The 14,248-nt window shown below is 68.1% G+C and carries 11 protein-coding genes; 4 read left to right on the top strand and 7 right to left on the bottom strand.

Going from position 1 to position 14,248, the window contains the following annotated elements; translation table 11 throughout:
* The first annotated feature begins 70 nt into the window (after positions 1-70).
* Complete coding sequence (locus DFR45_RS09665; RefSeq protein ID WP_114483638.1) at positions 71-820, top strand: SDR family NAD(P)-dependent oxidoreductase; 750 nt, start codon at positions 71-73, stop codon at positions 818-820.
* Here DFR45_RS09665 and DFR45_RS09660 read toward each other — a convergent pair.
* From DFR45_RS09660 to uvrA, 3 genes are all read right to left on the bottom strand, one after another.
* A complete protein-coding gene (locus DFR45_RS09660) occupies positions 805-1,845 on the bottom strand; it encodes an LLM class flavin-dependent oxidoreductase (RefSeq protein WP_199755312.1) in 1,041 nt (346 codons plus the stop codon). The genes DFR45_RS09665 and DFR45_RS09660 overlap by 16 nt on opposite strands.
* A gap of 70 nt (positions 1,846-1,915) precedes the next feature.
* Positions 1,916-2,713, bottom strand: a complete 798-nt coding sequence (locus DFR45_RS09655; protein WP_114483507.1) for an SDR family NAD(P)-dependent oxidoreductase — start codon at positions 2,711-2,713, stop codon at positions 1,916-1,918.
* Positions 2,714-2,988: 275 nt separating this feature from the next.
* A complete protein-coding gene (gene uvrA / locus DFR45_RS09650; protein WP_114483505.1) occupies positions 2,989-6,144 on the bottom strand; it encodes an excinuclease ABC subunit UvrA in 3,156 nt (1,051 codons plus the stop codon).
* Positions 6,145-6,401: 257 nt separating this feature from the next.
* On the opposite strand from uvrA, the gene DFR45_RS09645 reads away from it, so the two are divergent.
* Positions 6,402-7,601, top strand: coding sequence for an MFS transporter (locus DFR45_RS09645; RefSeq protein WP_114483637.1), 1,200 nt, complete (start codon positions 6,402-6,404; stop codon positions 7,599-7,601).
* A gap of 141 nt (positions 7,602-7,742) precedes the next feature.
* Complete coding sequence (gene ssb / locus DFR45_RS09640; protein WP_114483504.1) at positions 7,743-8,273, top strand: single-stranded DNA-binding protein; 531 nt, start codon at positions 7,743-7,745, stop codon at positions 8,271-8,273.
* A gap of 34 nt (positions 8,274-8,307) precedes the next feature.
* On the opposite strand, the gene miaB is transcribed toward ssb, so the two are convergent.
* Both miaB and DFR45_RS09630 read right to left on the bottom strand, forming a co-directional pair.
* A complete protein-coding gene (gene miaB, locus DFR45_RS09635; protein WP_114483503.1) occupies positions 8,308-9,639 on the bottom strand; it encodes a tRNA (N6-isopentenyl adenosine(37)-C2)-methylthiotransferase MiaB in 1,332 nt (443 codons plus the stop codon).
* A 122-nt stretch (positions 9,640-9,761) separates the two neighbouring features.
* On the bottom strand, positions 9,762-10,148 hold the full coding sequence (locus DFR45_RS09630) for a hypothetical protein (RefSeq protein WP_114483636.1): 387 nt from the start codon (positions 10,146-10,148) through the stop codon (positions 9,762-9,764).
* Positions 10,149-10,339: 191 nt separating this feature from the next.
* Here DFR45_RS09630 and DFR45_RS09625 point away from each other — a divergent pair, with 191 nt between their 5' ends.
* On the top strand, positions 10,340-10,690 hold the full coding sequence (locus DFR45_RS09625) for an HPF/RaiA family ribosome-associated protein (RefSeq protein ID WP_114483502.1): 351 nt from the start codon (positions 10,340-10,342) through the stop codon (positions 10,688-10,690).
* Between the two features lie 117 nt (positions 10,691-10,807).
* On the opposite strand, the gene gap is transcribed toward DFR45_RS09625, so the two are convergent.
* Both gap and tkt read right to left on the bottom strand, forming a co-directional pair.
* Positions 10,808-11,809, bottom strand: coding sequence for a type I glyceraldehyde-3-phosphate dehydrogenase (gene gap / locus DFR45_RS09620; RefSeq protein WP_114483500.1), 1,002 nt, complete (start codon positions 11,807-11,809; stop codon positions 10,808-10,810).
* Positions 11,810-11,901: 92 nt separating this feature from the next.
* The gene (gene tkt / locus DFR45_RS09615; protein WP_114483499.1) at positions 11,902-13,971 is read right to left on the bottom strand and encodes a transketolase; all 2,070 of its coding nucleotides are present in this window, start codon (positions 13,969-13,971) and stop codon (positions 11,902-11,904) included.
* Positions 13,972-14,248: the final 277 nt, after the last annotated feature.

The raw sequence follows: 14,248 nt of genomic DNA, 5'->3' as shown, positions 1-14,248 counted from the left end.
CCGCGGGGACACAATGGCCACCGGCCTGCGGCGCGGGGCTGCGGGTGCTGCACACAGCAAGGAGCACAACATGCTGAAGGACAAAGTGGCTTTGGTGACGGGCGCATCGTCGGGCATTGGACGGGCCATCGCGCTCGCCTGGGCGCGCGAGGGCGCGCGCGTCGTGGTGTCGGACATGAACGTGGCCGGCGGCGAAGAAACCGCGTTGCAGGCGCGCGCCTGGGGTCGGGAGGCGCTGTTCGTCGCCGCCGACGTGAGCCGACCCGAGGACTGCCGCGCCCTGGTCGAACAGACCATGACGCATTTCGGCCGCCTCGACGTGGCCTGCAACAACGCGGGGGTGAGTGGTGCCAGCATGCCACTGGCCGAATACCCGCTGGACGACTGGGCGCGCGTGCTGGGCATCAACCTCTCGGGCGTGTTCTATGGCATGAAGTACCAGATCCCGGCCATGCTGCAAAGCGGTGGCGGCGCCATCGTCAACATGGCCTCGATTCTGGGCGCGGTGGGCTTTGCGGGCTCTGCGGCCTACACGGCGGCCAAGCATGGCGTGGTCGGGCTCACGCAGACGGCGGCGCTCGAATACAGTGCGCAGGGCGTGCGCGTGAACGCCGTCGGGCCGGGCTTCATCCACACGCCCATGATCGGCAAGTTCGAGGACGACCCGGCCACGAACGCCATGCTCATCGCCGCGCACCCCATAGGGCGCCTGGGCCGCGCCGAAGAAGTGGCCGAGCTCGTGACCTGGCTCGCAAGCCAGCGCGCCTCGTTCGTCACCGGCGCTTATTACCCCATAGACGGCGGTTATTTGGCGCGCTGAGCGCTCGGCGCGGCTGCGCCGTTCATCTCGTCGCGCACCTGCGCAGCGATGTCGAGCGAGCGCAGGCGCAGCGCGGGGTCGTAGATGTCGCAGGTGAGGATGAACTCGTCGGCCTGTGTGCTCTGCGCGAGCTGCGCGAAGCCGCGGCGTATGGTCTCGGGGCTGCCGATGACGGCGGCAGCCAAAAAGTCCTGGATCGCCGCACGCTCCTGCGGGTGCAGGCGCGCCATGAAGTTTTCTTGCGGCGGCTGCAGGCGCAGGCGCTCGCCGCGCAGGATGCCGAGCACGCGTTGGTACATGCTGCTCGCAAGGTACTCAGCCTCGGCGTCGGTGGGTGCGGCGATCAAGGGCACCCCAATCATCACATAAGGCTTGGCGAGCACCGCCGAGGGGCGGAACTGCTGCCGATACAAGGCGATGGCCTCGTGCAGCAGGCGCGGCGCGAAGTGCGAGGCAAACGCATACGGCAGACCACGCTCGGCCGCGAGCTGCGCCGAAAACAGGCTGGAGCCGAGCAGCCAGATCGGCACGTTCGTGCCCGCACCGGGCGTGGCGACGATGCGCTGGCCTGGCGCGGGTGGCGCGAGCAGGCGCTGCAGCTCGGCCACGTCGCGCGGGAAGTCTTCCACGGTTTCGACGCGGTCGCGGCGCAGGGCGCGCATGGTGGCGGGGTCGGTGCCAGGGGCGCGGCCCAGGCCCAGGTCGATACGGCCGGGGTAGAGCTCGGCCAGCGTGCCGAAGGCCTCGGCCACGACCAGCGGCGCGTGGTTGGGCAGCATGATGCCGCCCGAGCCGACGCGGATGCGCTCGGTGCCACCCGCGATATAGCCCACGAGCACGGCGGTGGCCGAGCTCGCGATGCCGTCGATGTTGTGGTGCTCGGCAAGCCAGTAGCGCACAAAGCCCAGCCGTTCGGCGTGCCGGGCCGTCTGCAGGGCTAAGCGCAGCGCGTCGGCGATGGTGGCGCCCTCACGCACGGGCACCAAATCGAGCATGGAAAGAGGGGGACAATGCAGCGTAGTCATGCATACATTGTGCGGCAGACAGCGACATTTTGCCGCTCGGCGCACGCGGGCCCCTGCGGCCCGTGCATCGCTATTGCACCAGCCCGAGCGCGCCGCCGTCGATGCGCAGGTTTTGCCCGTTGATGAAGGCTGCGCGCGTGCTCGCGACGAAGCACACGAGGTCGGCCACCTCTTCGCGCGTGGCGATGCGGCCGACGGGGTTGGGAAAGCGCTGAGCGACGATGCGCGCTTCGATGCTCGCCCAGTCACCCTGCGCCTCCGCCCAGCCCGCACGGCGGGCCTTGGCGCGGAAGGCCGCCTCGACTTCGGGCGTGCGGATGTAGCCGGGCGATACCGTATTCACGGTGATGCCGGTCTGGGCGAGCTCCTGCGAGAGCGTCACGGCGATGCTTGCGAGCGCGCTCTTGGCAGCGTAGTAGGCAGGGCGCAGCGGGTTGGGTTGGGTCGAGCCAATGGTGCCGAGCTGGATCACGCGCCCCCAGCCACGCTCACGCATCTGCGGCGTGAGCAGGCGGATCAGGCGCACCGCAGCGAGCACGTTTTTTTCGTACATGTCGAGCCAGACGGCGGTCTCGGCCTCGCTCCAGCGCGCGTCCGAGGCCGTGCCGTAGTTGTTCACGAGGATGTCCACGCGCCCCGCGGCGGCCAGCGCCTGCTGCGCTACCTGCGCTGCGCCCGCGTCGCTGCACAGGTCGCCCCAGACGGTGTGCCGCACGCCCTGCGCACGCAAGGGCTCGGCGCTGTCTTGCGCAAAGCCATGCGCGATCACGGTGGCGCCTTCTTCGGCGAGCCGCTGCGCGATCACACTGCCGGTGCCGCGCTCGCTGCCCGTGACCAGCGCCACCTTGCCTTCGAGTCCGAGATCCATGCCTGCCTCCTTTTTGCTCTTGCGATGCTTCTCTAAAAATAGCTGCTTGCGCTTATTTCATAAGCGTTAGAAGCCGATTTCATCCCAGATTGTTCGTTAGGACGCGGGATGGTGGCGAGGCGGCTGGCGTGGCAGTTTGGTCGCGGGTGAGAAGTCCATGGCCGGTGCCATGGACGCCGAAGCCGCGGCCAAAATGACCGGCAGACGTCCGCCAACGCCCGCGTAGGTGCGCAGCACCGCCTAATGGACAATCTGGGTTCATATCAAATTCAAAGCTACTGCGCGCGCAAGTATTTTTGCAGGTAGCGCCCGGTGTGGCTCGCCGGATTCGCCGCGACGGCTTCGGGCGTGCCCAGCGCCACCACGCGGCCGCCGCCCGCGCCGCCTTCGGGGCCCATGTCGATGATCCAGTCGGCGGTCTTGATGACGTCGAGGTTGTGCTCGATCACGACGATGGTGTTGCCCGCGTCGCGCAGCTGCTGCAGCACCTCGAGCAACAGCGCAACGTCGGCAAAGTGCAGGCCCGTGGTCGGCTCGTCGAGGATGTAGAGCGTGCGCCCGGTGTCGCGGCGCGAGAGCTCCTGCGCGAGCTTGACGCGCTGTGCCTCGCCGCCCGAGAGCGTGGTCGCGGCCTGGCCCAGGCGCAGGTACGACAGGCCCACGTCGCGCAGCGTCTGCAGCTTGCGCGCGATCGCCGGCTGGTCTTTGAAAAAGCCCAGCGCGTCTTCCACCGTGAGCTCCAGGATCTGCGCGATGTTGCGCCCCTTCCACTGCACTTCGAGCGTCTCGCGGTTGTAGCGCTGGCCGTGGCAGACCTCGCAGGGCACATAGACGTCGGGCAAAAAGTGCATCTCGACCTTCACCACGCCGTCGCCCTCGCAAGCCTCGCAGCGCCCGCCCGGCACGTTGAAGGAAAAGCGCCCCGGCCCGTAGCCGCGCTCGCGCGCCGTGGGCACTTCGGCGAGCAGCTCGCGGATCGGCGTGAACAAACCCGTGTACGTGGCCGGGTTGCTGCGCGGCGTGCGCCCTATGGGCGACTGATCGACGTTGATGACCTTGTCGAAGTATTCGAGGCCCTGCATGCCGCGGTGCGGCGCGGGCTCGTCGTGCGCGCGGTAGAGCTGGCGCGCCACGGCCTTGTAGAGCGTGTCGTTGACCAGCGTGCTCTTGCCCGAGCCCGACACACCCGTGACGCAGGTGAACAGACCCACGGGAAAGTCCACCGTCACGTCCTGCAGGTTGTTGCCCGTGGCGCCGACGATGCGCAGCGCTTGCAGGCCGGCGGATGCGCCCGCGCTGGCCGGGCCTGGAATTTCGTCGCCCTGCAAGTCCTGGGCATCTTCGGGCACCTGGCCGCCTGCGCGGGCACCATCGCCCGCGCTCTGAGGGCGCCGCCCGCGCCCTTTGCCCAGGTTTTTGCCCGCGTCCTGCGCCGCAGCGCGAACCGGCAACCAGGGCGTGCGCCGCGCGGGCACGGGGATGCGCAGCGTGCCCGCGAGGTAGCGGCCCGTGAGCGAGTCGGGGTGCGCACACAGCTCGGCCACGCTGCCTTGCGCCATCATGCGGCCGCCGTGCACGCCCGCGCCCGGCCCCATGTCGATCAGGTGGTCGGCGGCGCGCATCATGTCCTCGTCGTGCTCGACCACGATCACGCTGTTGCCCAGGTCGCGCAGGCGCTGCAAGGTCGCGATCAGGCGGTCGTTGTCGCGCTGGTGCAGGCCTATGCTGGGCTCGTCGAGCACGTACATCACGCCCGTGAGGCCCGAGCCGATCTGGCTCGCGAGGCGAATGCGTTGCGCCTCGCCGCCCGAGAGTGTCTCGGCGCTGCGCTCCAGGCTGAGGTAATCGAGCCCTACGCCGTTCAGGAATTGCAGCCGCGTGGCGATCTCGCGCACCACGGGCGCGGCGATGTCGGCCCTGGCGCCGCTGAGCTTGAGCTGCGCGAACCAGGCGTGCGCCTCGCCCAGCGTGGCGCGGCTGATCTCGTGGAGGGTGCGTGCCTGCGTGCCCTCGCCCACCTTCACGTGGCGCGCCTCGCGGCGCAGGCGCGCGCCCTGGCATTCGGGGCAGGGCTGGGTGCTGCGGTAGCGCGCAAGCTCCTCGCGCACCACGGCGGAGTCGGTTTCACGGTAGCGCCGCGCCATGTTCGGCAAAATCCCTTCGAACGGGTGCTCCTTGACCACCGTGCGCGCGGCTCCAGCCTTTCCTTGGCCGCTATCGAGTGGATAGCTGAAAGGGATGGCCTCGGTGCCCGAGCCGTACAAGATCACCTGCTGCACCTTGGGCGGCAGCGACTCGAACGGCGCTTCGAGGTCGAAGCCATAGTGCCGCGCCAGGCTCTCGAGCAGGCTGAAGTAGTAGGCGTTGCGCCGATCCCAGCCCTTGATCGCACCGCCCGCCAGGCTCAGCTCCGGGAAGGCGACCACACGCGCGGGGTCGAACACCTCACAGTGGCCCAGCCCGTCGCAGACCGGGCAGGCGCCCTGCGGCGAGTTGAACGAAAACAGCCGCGGCTCGAGCGGCGGCACGCTGTAACTGCACACCGGGCACGCGAACTGGCTGCTGAACCAGTGCTCCTTGCCGTCGTCCAGCTCGAGCACCAGCACACGCCCGCGCCCCTCGCTGCCGAGTTCGGCCATCAGGCGCAGCGCGGCCTCGAGGCTCTCGGCCAGGCGCTGCTGCACCTCTGGGCGCACCTTGAGGCGGTCTATGACCACGTCGACGTCGTGCTTCTCGGTCTTGCGCAGCGCGGGCAGCTCCTCGTAGGCATAGACCTTGCCATCGACGCGAAAGCGCACGTAGCCACGCGCCTGCATCTGCGCGAACAGCTCGGTGAACTCACCCTTCTTGCCACGCGCCACGGGTGCGAGCACGAGGATGCGCGTGTCGGCAGGCAGCGCGCGCACGGCATCGACCATCTGGCTCACGGTCTGCGCCGCGAGCGGCAGGCCGTGCTCGGGGCAATAGGGCGTGCCGGCGCGCGCGAACAGCAGGCGCAGGTAGTCGTGCACTTCGGTCACCGTGCCCACGGTGGAGCGCGGGTTGTGGCTGCTGGCTTTTTGCTCGATGCTGATCGCGGGCGACAAACCTTCGATGCCATCGACGTCGGGCTTGTCCAGCCGCCCGAGGAACTGCCGCGCGTAGGTCGAGAGGCTCTCGACGTAGCGGCGCTGGCCCTCGGCGTAGAGCGTGTCGAAGGCTAGGCTCGACTTGCCCGAGCCCGACAGCCCCGTGATCACCACGAGCTGGTGGCGCGGGATGTCGAGGCTGATATTTTTGAGGTTGTGCGTGCGCGCGCCGCGGATGCGTATGCACGCCTGGGCAGGCGCACTTGCACTTGGTGTGCCTGGCGCATCAGGCGCGGCAAGGCCGCGGTCGGCGGAATCGGCGGTAGGGTGGGACACGAAAGAGCGTCGAAGAAAACCCGCCATGATAGTGAGGCGCTCTGGCGTTTGCCAGCTCCGTGGCACGCGCCGAGGAACTTCCGGCCGCGGACGCACACTGACGCCGATAGGCGCACAATCCGGGCGCGCGCTTGCAGCCCGTTTCGCTGGCGCTGCCGCGCCCGCCCAGCGCCTTGTTTTTTGCGCTCCGTTTTTGCAAGCCAGAACCCATCGTGCCCTCGTCCACCACTTCCCGCTCCCGCTCTGCGCCCGCTGCGGCGCGGCCGAAAGACCCTGCCACCACCATGACGGCGCTCGAGCGACGCGCGAGCGTGTCGCTCGCGCTGATCTTTGCGCTGCGCATGCTGGGCCTGTTCCTCGTGCTGCCGGTGTTCGCGCTCGAAGCGCGCAAGTACCCCGGCGGCGACGATCCGGCGTTGGTGGGCCTGGCCATGGGCATGTATGGGCTCACACAGGCGGTGTTTCAGCTGCCGCTGGGCATGGCCTCGGACCGCTGGGGGCGCAAACGCGTGATCGTCGCGGGGCTGCTGGTGTTCGCCGCGGGCAGCCTGCTCGCCGCGCTCGCGCACACGCTCACGGGCGTGCTCGCGGGCCGTGCCTTGCAGGGTGCAGGCGCGGTGTCGGCAGCCGTCACGGCGTTGCTGGCCGACCAGACGCGCGACGGCGTGCGCACCAAGGCCATGGCGCTCGTGGGCGGCAGCATAGGCTTGATGTTTGCCATCGCGCTCGTGGCGGCGCCTGCGCTGGCCGCGCGCATCGGTCTTGCGGGCCTGTTCGGCCTGACCTGCGCGCTCGCGCTCGCGGGCGTGGCCGTGGTGCTGTGGTGGGTGCCGCCCGAGCCCGCGCAGCATGCAGAAGCCGCCACTGGCAAAGGGCAGGGCCGCCTGGCCGATGTGTGGACGCACCCCGACCTGCTGCGCCTGAATTTCGGCGTATTCGCGCTGCACACGGTGCAGCTGTGCATGTGGATGGCCGTGCCCGCGATGCTGGTGCAAGCCGGCCTGCCCAAGGCGCAGCACTGGGAGGTCTACCTGCCCGCCGTGGCGCTGTCCTTCCTCGCGATGGGCGGGCTGTTCGCGCTCGAGCGGCGCGGGCGGCTGCGCGCGGCGCTGCTCGGGGCGATTGGGTGCGTGCTGCTCGTGCAAGCGGCGCTGGGGCTGCTCGCGGCGAGCGGCTGGCACGCCACGCTGTGGCTGCTCGCGCCGCTACTGTTCGTGTTCTTTTGCGGCTTCAACGCGCTCGAAGCCACGCAGCCCAGCCTGGTTTCGCGCATGGCGCCGGCGCAGCTGCGCGGCGCCGCGCTGGGCAGCTACAACACCATGCAGTCGCTGGGCCTGTTCGCCGGCGGGGCGCTGGGCGGCGCCCTGGTACGCTGGGCCGGCGCGCCGGGCCTGTTCGCCGCGACCGCCACGCTCACGGCGCTGTGGCTCGCGCTGACCTGGCCGCTGCAGCCCGTGGGGCGCAGCGCGCCGGCGCCCCACTGAGAACGCCCTGCCCATTGCCCTGCCGTCCCTGCTGCCGCCTTGCCGGTAGTCTCGATGCGTCGGCAAAAGCCCGCGTTGCGGCACAATCAGGCGCCCGGCGCGCCGCGCATGGCGCGCCCACCCCCATCAAGGTAAAACAACATGGCATCCGTGAACAAAGTCATCCTCGTCGGCAACCTGGGCCGTGACCCTGAAATGCGCACCTTTCCGAACGGCGACCAGCTGGCCAACGTCACCATCGCCACGACCGACAAGTGGCGCGACAAGCAAAGCGGCGAAATGCGCGAGGCCACCGAATGGCACCGCGTGGTCTTCACCGGGCGCCTGGCCGAAATCGTGGGCCAGTACCTGCGCAAAGGCTCGCAGGTCTATGTGGAAGGCTCCTTGCGCACGCGCAAGTGGACGGACCAGTCGGGCGTGGAGCGCTACAGCACCGAAATCCGCGCCGACCAGATGCAGATGCTCGGCAGCCGCCAAGGCATGGGTGGCCAGGGTGCATCCCAGGGCGGTTACGACGAAGGTGGCGGCTACGACAGCGCGCCGCGCCGCGCCAGCCCGCCGCCCGCCCGTCCGGCAGCGCGCCCCGCTTCCCCTGCGCCCGCCGCGCCCATGGCCCCGGCGGCGCCGGCCTCATCGGGCTTCGACGACATGGACGACGACATTCCATTCTGAAGCCCTGCCCTGCGCTGCGGGCGGAAACTCTGCTTCAGTCCCCGCGCACCAGCACCTCGCCGCGCAGTGTGTAGGTCTTGGCCTCGGTGATGCGCACGTCCACCATCTGCCCGACGAGGCGCGCCGGCCCCGGAAAGTTGACCACGCGGTTGCATTCGGTGCGGCCCATGAGCTCGCTCGCGTCGCGCTTGGAGCGGCCTTCGACGAGCACGCGCTGCACCGTGCCGACGCGGCTCGCGCTGATGCGCTGGATGTGCGCATTGATGGTGGCCTGCAGCGTTTGCAGGCGGCGCAGCTTGACCTCCTGCGGCGTGTCGTCGTGCAGGCTGGCCGCGGGCGTGCCGGGGCGCGGGCTGAAGATGAAGCTGAAGCTGTTGTCGAACTGAAGCTCCTCCACGAGGCGCATGAGGCGCGCAAAATCTTCCTCGGTCTCGCCCGGGAAGCCGACGATGAAGTCGCTGGCGAGCGATAGCTCGGGGCGGATTGCACGCAGCTTGCGCACCGTGCTTTTGTATTCCATGGCGGTGTAGCCGCGCTTCATGGCCATGAGGATGCGGTCGCTGCCGTGCTGCACGGGCAGGTGCAGATGGCTCACGAGCTTGGGGATGCGCGCGTAGGCTTCGATCAGCCGCGGCGTGAACTCGTTGGGGTGGCTGGTGGTGTAGCGGATGCGCTCTATGCCCGGAATCTCGGCCACGTACTCGAGCAGCAGGGCAAAGTCCGCGATCTCGGCGCTGCCCCCCATCGCGCCGCGGTAGGCGTTCACGTTCTGGCCCAGCAACGTGACCTCCTTCACGCCCTGGTCGGCCAGGCCCGCGATCTCGACGAGCACGTCGTCGAGCGGGCGCGAGACCTCCTCGCCGCGCGTGTACGGCACGACGCAGTAGCTGCAGTATTTGCTGCAGCCTTCCATGATCGAGACGAAGGCGCTCGGGCCCTCGACGCGCGCGGGCGGCAGGTGGTCGAACTTTTCGATCTCGGGAAAGCTGATGTCCACTTGTGGGCGGTTTTGGCGCTCTCGCTGTGCGAGCAGCTCTGGCAGGCGGTGCAAGGTCTGCGGGCCGAAAACGATGTCAACGTACGGGGCGCGCGCGATGATCTCCTCGCCCTCCTGGCTGGCCACGCAGCCGCCCACGCCGATCTGCACGCCGCGCGCCTTGAGGTGCCGCAAGCGCCCCAGGTCGCTGAACACCTTTTCCTGCGCCTTTTCGCGCACCGAGCAGGTGTTGAACAGGATCAGGTCGGCCTCTTCGGGCTCCTGCGTGGGCTCGTAGCCCGCGGCGGCGCGCAGCACGTCGAGCATCTTGTCCGAGTCGTACTCGTTCATCTGGCAGCCGAAGGTTTTGATGAAGACTTTTTTGGGCATGGCGCGATTGGGGATAGGGAAGCGGTGGAAAACGGCAGATGGAAAACGACAAACTGCGCCCGCACGGGGCGCTGCTGCAGGCACATCGGCCGCACGGCGCGGCGCGATGCGCGGACGGGGGCTTATTTGGCGGCCGGGCGCGGCTGCGCGGCCTCGGCTTCGGTCAGTATCCAGGCCGTGAGCAGCATGCCCGTGGAAGGCTCGATCACGTAGTTGACCTTGAAGCTCTGGCCGATCACGGTGTGCAGCATGACCAGGCTGTTTTGCGGACTGAACAGGCGCATGCCCGGCGCCATACGGATGGCGCGGCCGTTGAGCTCGGCATCGACGGTGCTCAAGACGGCGAGCTTGCCGCGCAGCGCGGCCTCGGGGAAGTTGCGCACATTGCCAAGGCCAAACGGCACCTGTTGCGCCCACAGCGGCGGTGCGCACAAGGCGGCAGCGAGCACCAGGCTCCAGGCGCCAGGGCGCGCAGCACGGAGACGACGGGGGAAATCACAGCGTTGCATGGTGTTTATCCAGTGGCTGAAGGCGCGCATTGTAGGGCCGCCGCTGTGCACCTGCGACAATCGGGGGGTGCGCCCGGCGGTTCACTTCACTGTCGAACGCCTGGCGCCGTTTGTTTTGCCATGGGCCGGCCCCATGTAAAGAGAAAGCGGCAGCCGCCGCGCCGGCCCATAAACCCAGAAAGGAAATCCACATGCAAGTGCAAGTCCACACCGACGACAAAATCCATGGCGGCGAATCGCTGGCCGAATGGGCGCAGCGCGAGATTCAAGACCGCCTCGCGCGCTTTCGCGAGCACCTGACGCGCGTGGAAGTTTTCCTCGCCGACGAAAACAGCATCAAAGGCGGCAACGACAAACGCTGCCGCCTCGAAGCGCGCGTCGCCGGCCGCCCGCCCGTGGCCGTGACGGCCGAGGCCGAGAAAGTGGCCGAGGCGCTCGCCAAAGCGGCCGACAAGCTGATCCATGCGCTCGACTCGGACCTGGGCCGCGCCAAGGACAAGCACGGTCACGACACCATCCGCACGCAAGGCGTGGGCGAGTGACGTAAAAAAACCACCCGCGCATGCGCAGCGGGTGGGCTCGGCAGCCTGTCTGACACTGACGGGCTGCGCACGCGCCGGCAGCGCACATGCCGGCGCTCTTTGGCGTTTCTGGGCAGCTTACTTGCGCCCCACCACACGTGCCATTTCGAGGCACTTGTTCGAATAACCCCACTCGTTGTCGTACCAGCTCACGACCTTCATGAAGGTGCCGTCGAGCGCAATGCCGGCTGCGGCGTCGAACACGCTGGTGCAGACTTCGCCACGGAAGTCGGTGGCCACGACCGCGTCCTCGGTGTAGCCGAGCACGCCCTTGAGCGCGCCCTGGCTCTGCGCCTTCATTTCGGCGCAGATGTCGGCATAAGAAGCCTCCTTGACCAGCTCCACGGTCAAATCGACCACCGACACGTCCGAGGTGGGCACGCGAAACGACATGCCCGTGAGCTTGCCTTTAAGTTCAGGCAGCACCACGCCCACGGCCTTGGCCGCGCCGGTGGAGCTGGGAATGATGTTTTCGAGGATGCCGCGACCGCCGCGCCAGTCTTTGTGGCTCGGGCCATCGACGGTTTTTTGCGAGGCCGTGGCGGCGTGCACCGTGGTCATGAGGCCGCGCTTGATGCCCCACTTGTCGTTGAGCACCTTGGCCACGGGCGCGAGGCAGTTGGTGGTGCAGCTCGCGTTGCTGATGATGGCCTGGCCCGCGTACGTCTCGTGGTTCACGCCGAAGACGAACATGGGCGTGTCGTCCTTGCTCGGGGCCGACATGATGACCTTTTTGGCGCCCGCAGCCAGGTGCTTCTCGGCGTTGGCCTTGTCGAGAAACAGGCCCGTGGCTTCGATCACCACGTCGGCGCCGACCTCGCCCCATTTGAGGTTGCCCGGATCGCGCTCCTTGGTCAGGCGGATCTTCTTGCCGTTGACCACCAGGGTGCTGCCTTCGACGCCCACTTCGCCCTTGAAGCGGCCATGCACGCTGTCGTACTTCAGCATGTAGGCCAGGTAGTCGGGCTCGAGCAGGTCGTTGATGCCCACGATTTCGATGTCGGAAAAGTTCTGCACAGCGGCGCGGAACACCATGCGCCCGATGCGGCCGAAGCCGTTGATGCCGATCTTGATTGCCATAGCTCAGTCTCTCCAGGTTGCTTGTGAAATTGTGGATGTGCGAGCTTGCGCCCGCGCGGGCTCCCTCGTGGGTACCAGTTTGCGTTTTTATCCTATTGCTGCCCCTGGCCATGGCGCGCGAGCACGGCCTGCACCGCGTCTCCGAGGTTCTCCGCGGTGAAGCCGAAATGCTGCAGCAGCACGGGCGCGGGGGCCGATTCACCGAAGCGGTCGATGCCGAGCACGGCGGCGCAGCCGTATTTCCACCAGCCGTCGGTCACGCCCATCTCGACCGCGACGCGCGGGATGCCCGCGGGCAGCACGGACAGCTTGTAGTCCATGGATTCACGGTCAAAAACGGTGGTACTCGGCATGGATACAACGCGAACAGCTATGTTTTTAGATGCAAGCAAGCGCTGCGCTTGGAGCGCGAGTTGCACTTCGGAGCCAGTCGCGATCAGCACCGCCTGGGCCGCCGTATCGAGCCCCGCGTCGGCCGGCTCGCTGAGCACGTAGGCGCCGCGGCGGATGTCGCCCAAGTTGCGCTTGGGCGCGTAGGCAAGGTTCTGGCGCGACAGCAGCAGCGCCGTCGGCCGGTCGTGCTGCGCCAGCGCTGCGCCCCAGGCGACGGCCGTCTCGGCCGTGTCGGCGGGGCGCCAGACTTCCAGGCGCGGGATCAGGCGCAGACTGGCCGCGTGCTCCACGGGCTGGTGCGTGGGGCCGTCTTCGCCCAGGCCGATGGAGTCGTGCGTGAACACGTGGATCACGCGCTGGTGCATCAGCGCAGCCATGCGCACGGCGTTGCGGCTGTAGTCGCTGAAAGTCAGGAAGGTGCCGCCGTAAGGGATGTAGCCGCCGTGCAGCGCGATGCCGTTCATGATCGCAGCCATGCCGAACTCGCGCACGCCGTAGTTGATGTGGCGCCCGCCCACACTGCGGCCATCTGCCAGCGTGGTCTGCACCACCTGGCCTTGCGCGTCAAAGCGCAGGTTGGGCGTGTGGCTGGTGTTGGTGAGGTTCGAGCCCGTGAGGTCGGCGCTGCCGCCGAGCAGTTCGGGCAGCGCGGCGGTGAAGGCTTCGAGCACGATCTGGCTGGCTTTGCGCGTGGCCACGGTCTCGGCCTTGGCGTGCAGCGCGGCGACGGTGCGCTGCACCAGCTCGGCAAAGTGCGCCGGCAATTCGCCGTGCATGCGGCGCGTGAACTCGGTTGCGAGCGCGGGGTACGCACCACGATAGGCAGCAAAGCGCTGATCCCACTCGGCCTCGGCGGCCTGGCCGCGCTGTTTCGCGTCCCAGTGGGCATAGACGTCCGCCGGAATCGTGAAGGGCGGGTAGTCCCAGCCGAGCGCGGCGCGCGTGCGCGCGATCTCTTCGGCGCCCAGCGGCTCACCGTGCGCCTTGGCGGTATCGACGCGGTTGGGCGAGCCCTTGCCGATGTGCGTCTTGCAGATGATGAGCGTGGGCCGCAGCGACTGCGCGCGCGCCTGGGCGATGGCTGCGGCCACCTGCGGCACGTCGTGCCCATCGACGGGGCCCAGCACGTTCCAGCCGTAGGCGGCAAAGCGCTGCGCCGTGTCGTCGATGAACCAGGGCGTGACCTCACCGTCGATGCTGATGCCGTTGTCGTCGTAGAGCGCGATCAGCTTGCCCAGCTTCCAGGCGCCGGCCAGCGCGGCGACCTCGTGGCTGATGCCTTCCATCATGCAGCCGTCGCCGAGGAAGACGTAGGTGTGGTGATCGACCACGCTGTGCCCCGGACGGTTGAACTCGGCCGCGAGCAGCTTTTCGGCCAGCGCCATGCCCACGGCATTGGCGATGCCCTGGCCCAGCGGGCCCGTGGTGGTCTCCACGCCCGGCGTCACGCCCACCTCGGGGTGCCCCGGCGTCTTGCTGTGCAGCTGGCGGAATTTTTTGATCTCTTCTAGCGGCAGGTCGTAACCCGTGAGATGCAGCAGCGCATACAGCAGCATGGACGCGTGGCCATTGCTGAGCACGAAGCGGTCGCGGTCGAACCAGCGCGGATTCGCGGGGTTGTGGCGCAGGTGCTGTCCCCACAAGGCCACCGCCATCTCGGCCATGCCCATGGGCGCGCCCGGGTGGCCCGAGTTGGCTTGCTGTACGGCATCCATGGCCAAGGCGCGGATCGCGTTCGCCATGCGTTGTTGTTCTGGGGAGTTGGCCATGGAAAGAGAGGCTCCAAAAGGGGCAAAGTCAACGAAAGCGGACGATTTTACCGGCGCGCTCCTGCAGACCCCTTTGTGCTGGAATCCGGCTTCACCCGCTAGGAGCCTGTCGGACTTTGGGCGTCGATAGCGAGAATGCGCCCCAGCGAGGCCAGTTTTTGCCGGATTCGCAGCCCCATAGTTGTGCTATGGGGCAAGAAGCTGGTAAAAAATGGGCCGCTGCGGCGCTTTCGCAGCCGACGATTCCAAAGTCCGACAGGCTGCTAGGTTCATCCAC

It is taken from the genome of Extensimonas vulgaris, from assembly GCF_003337425.1.
In the GTDB taxonomy this organism is placed as follows: Bacteria; Pseudomonadota; Gammaproteobacteria; order Burkholderiales; family Burkholderiaceae_C; genus Extensimonas; species Extensimonas vulgaris.
The sequence above is the reverse complement of the archived record's forward strand: the minus strand, read 5'-3'. Positions and strand labels throughout refer to the sequence as shown.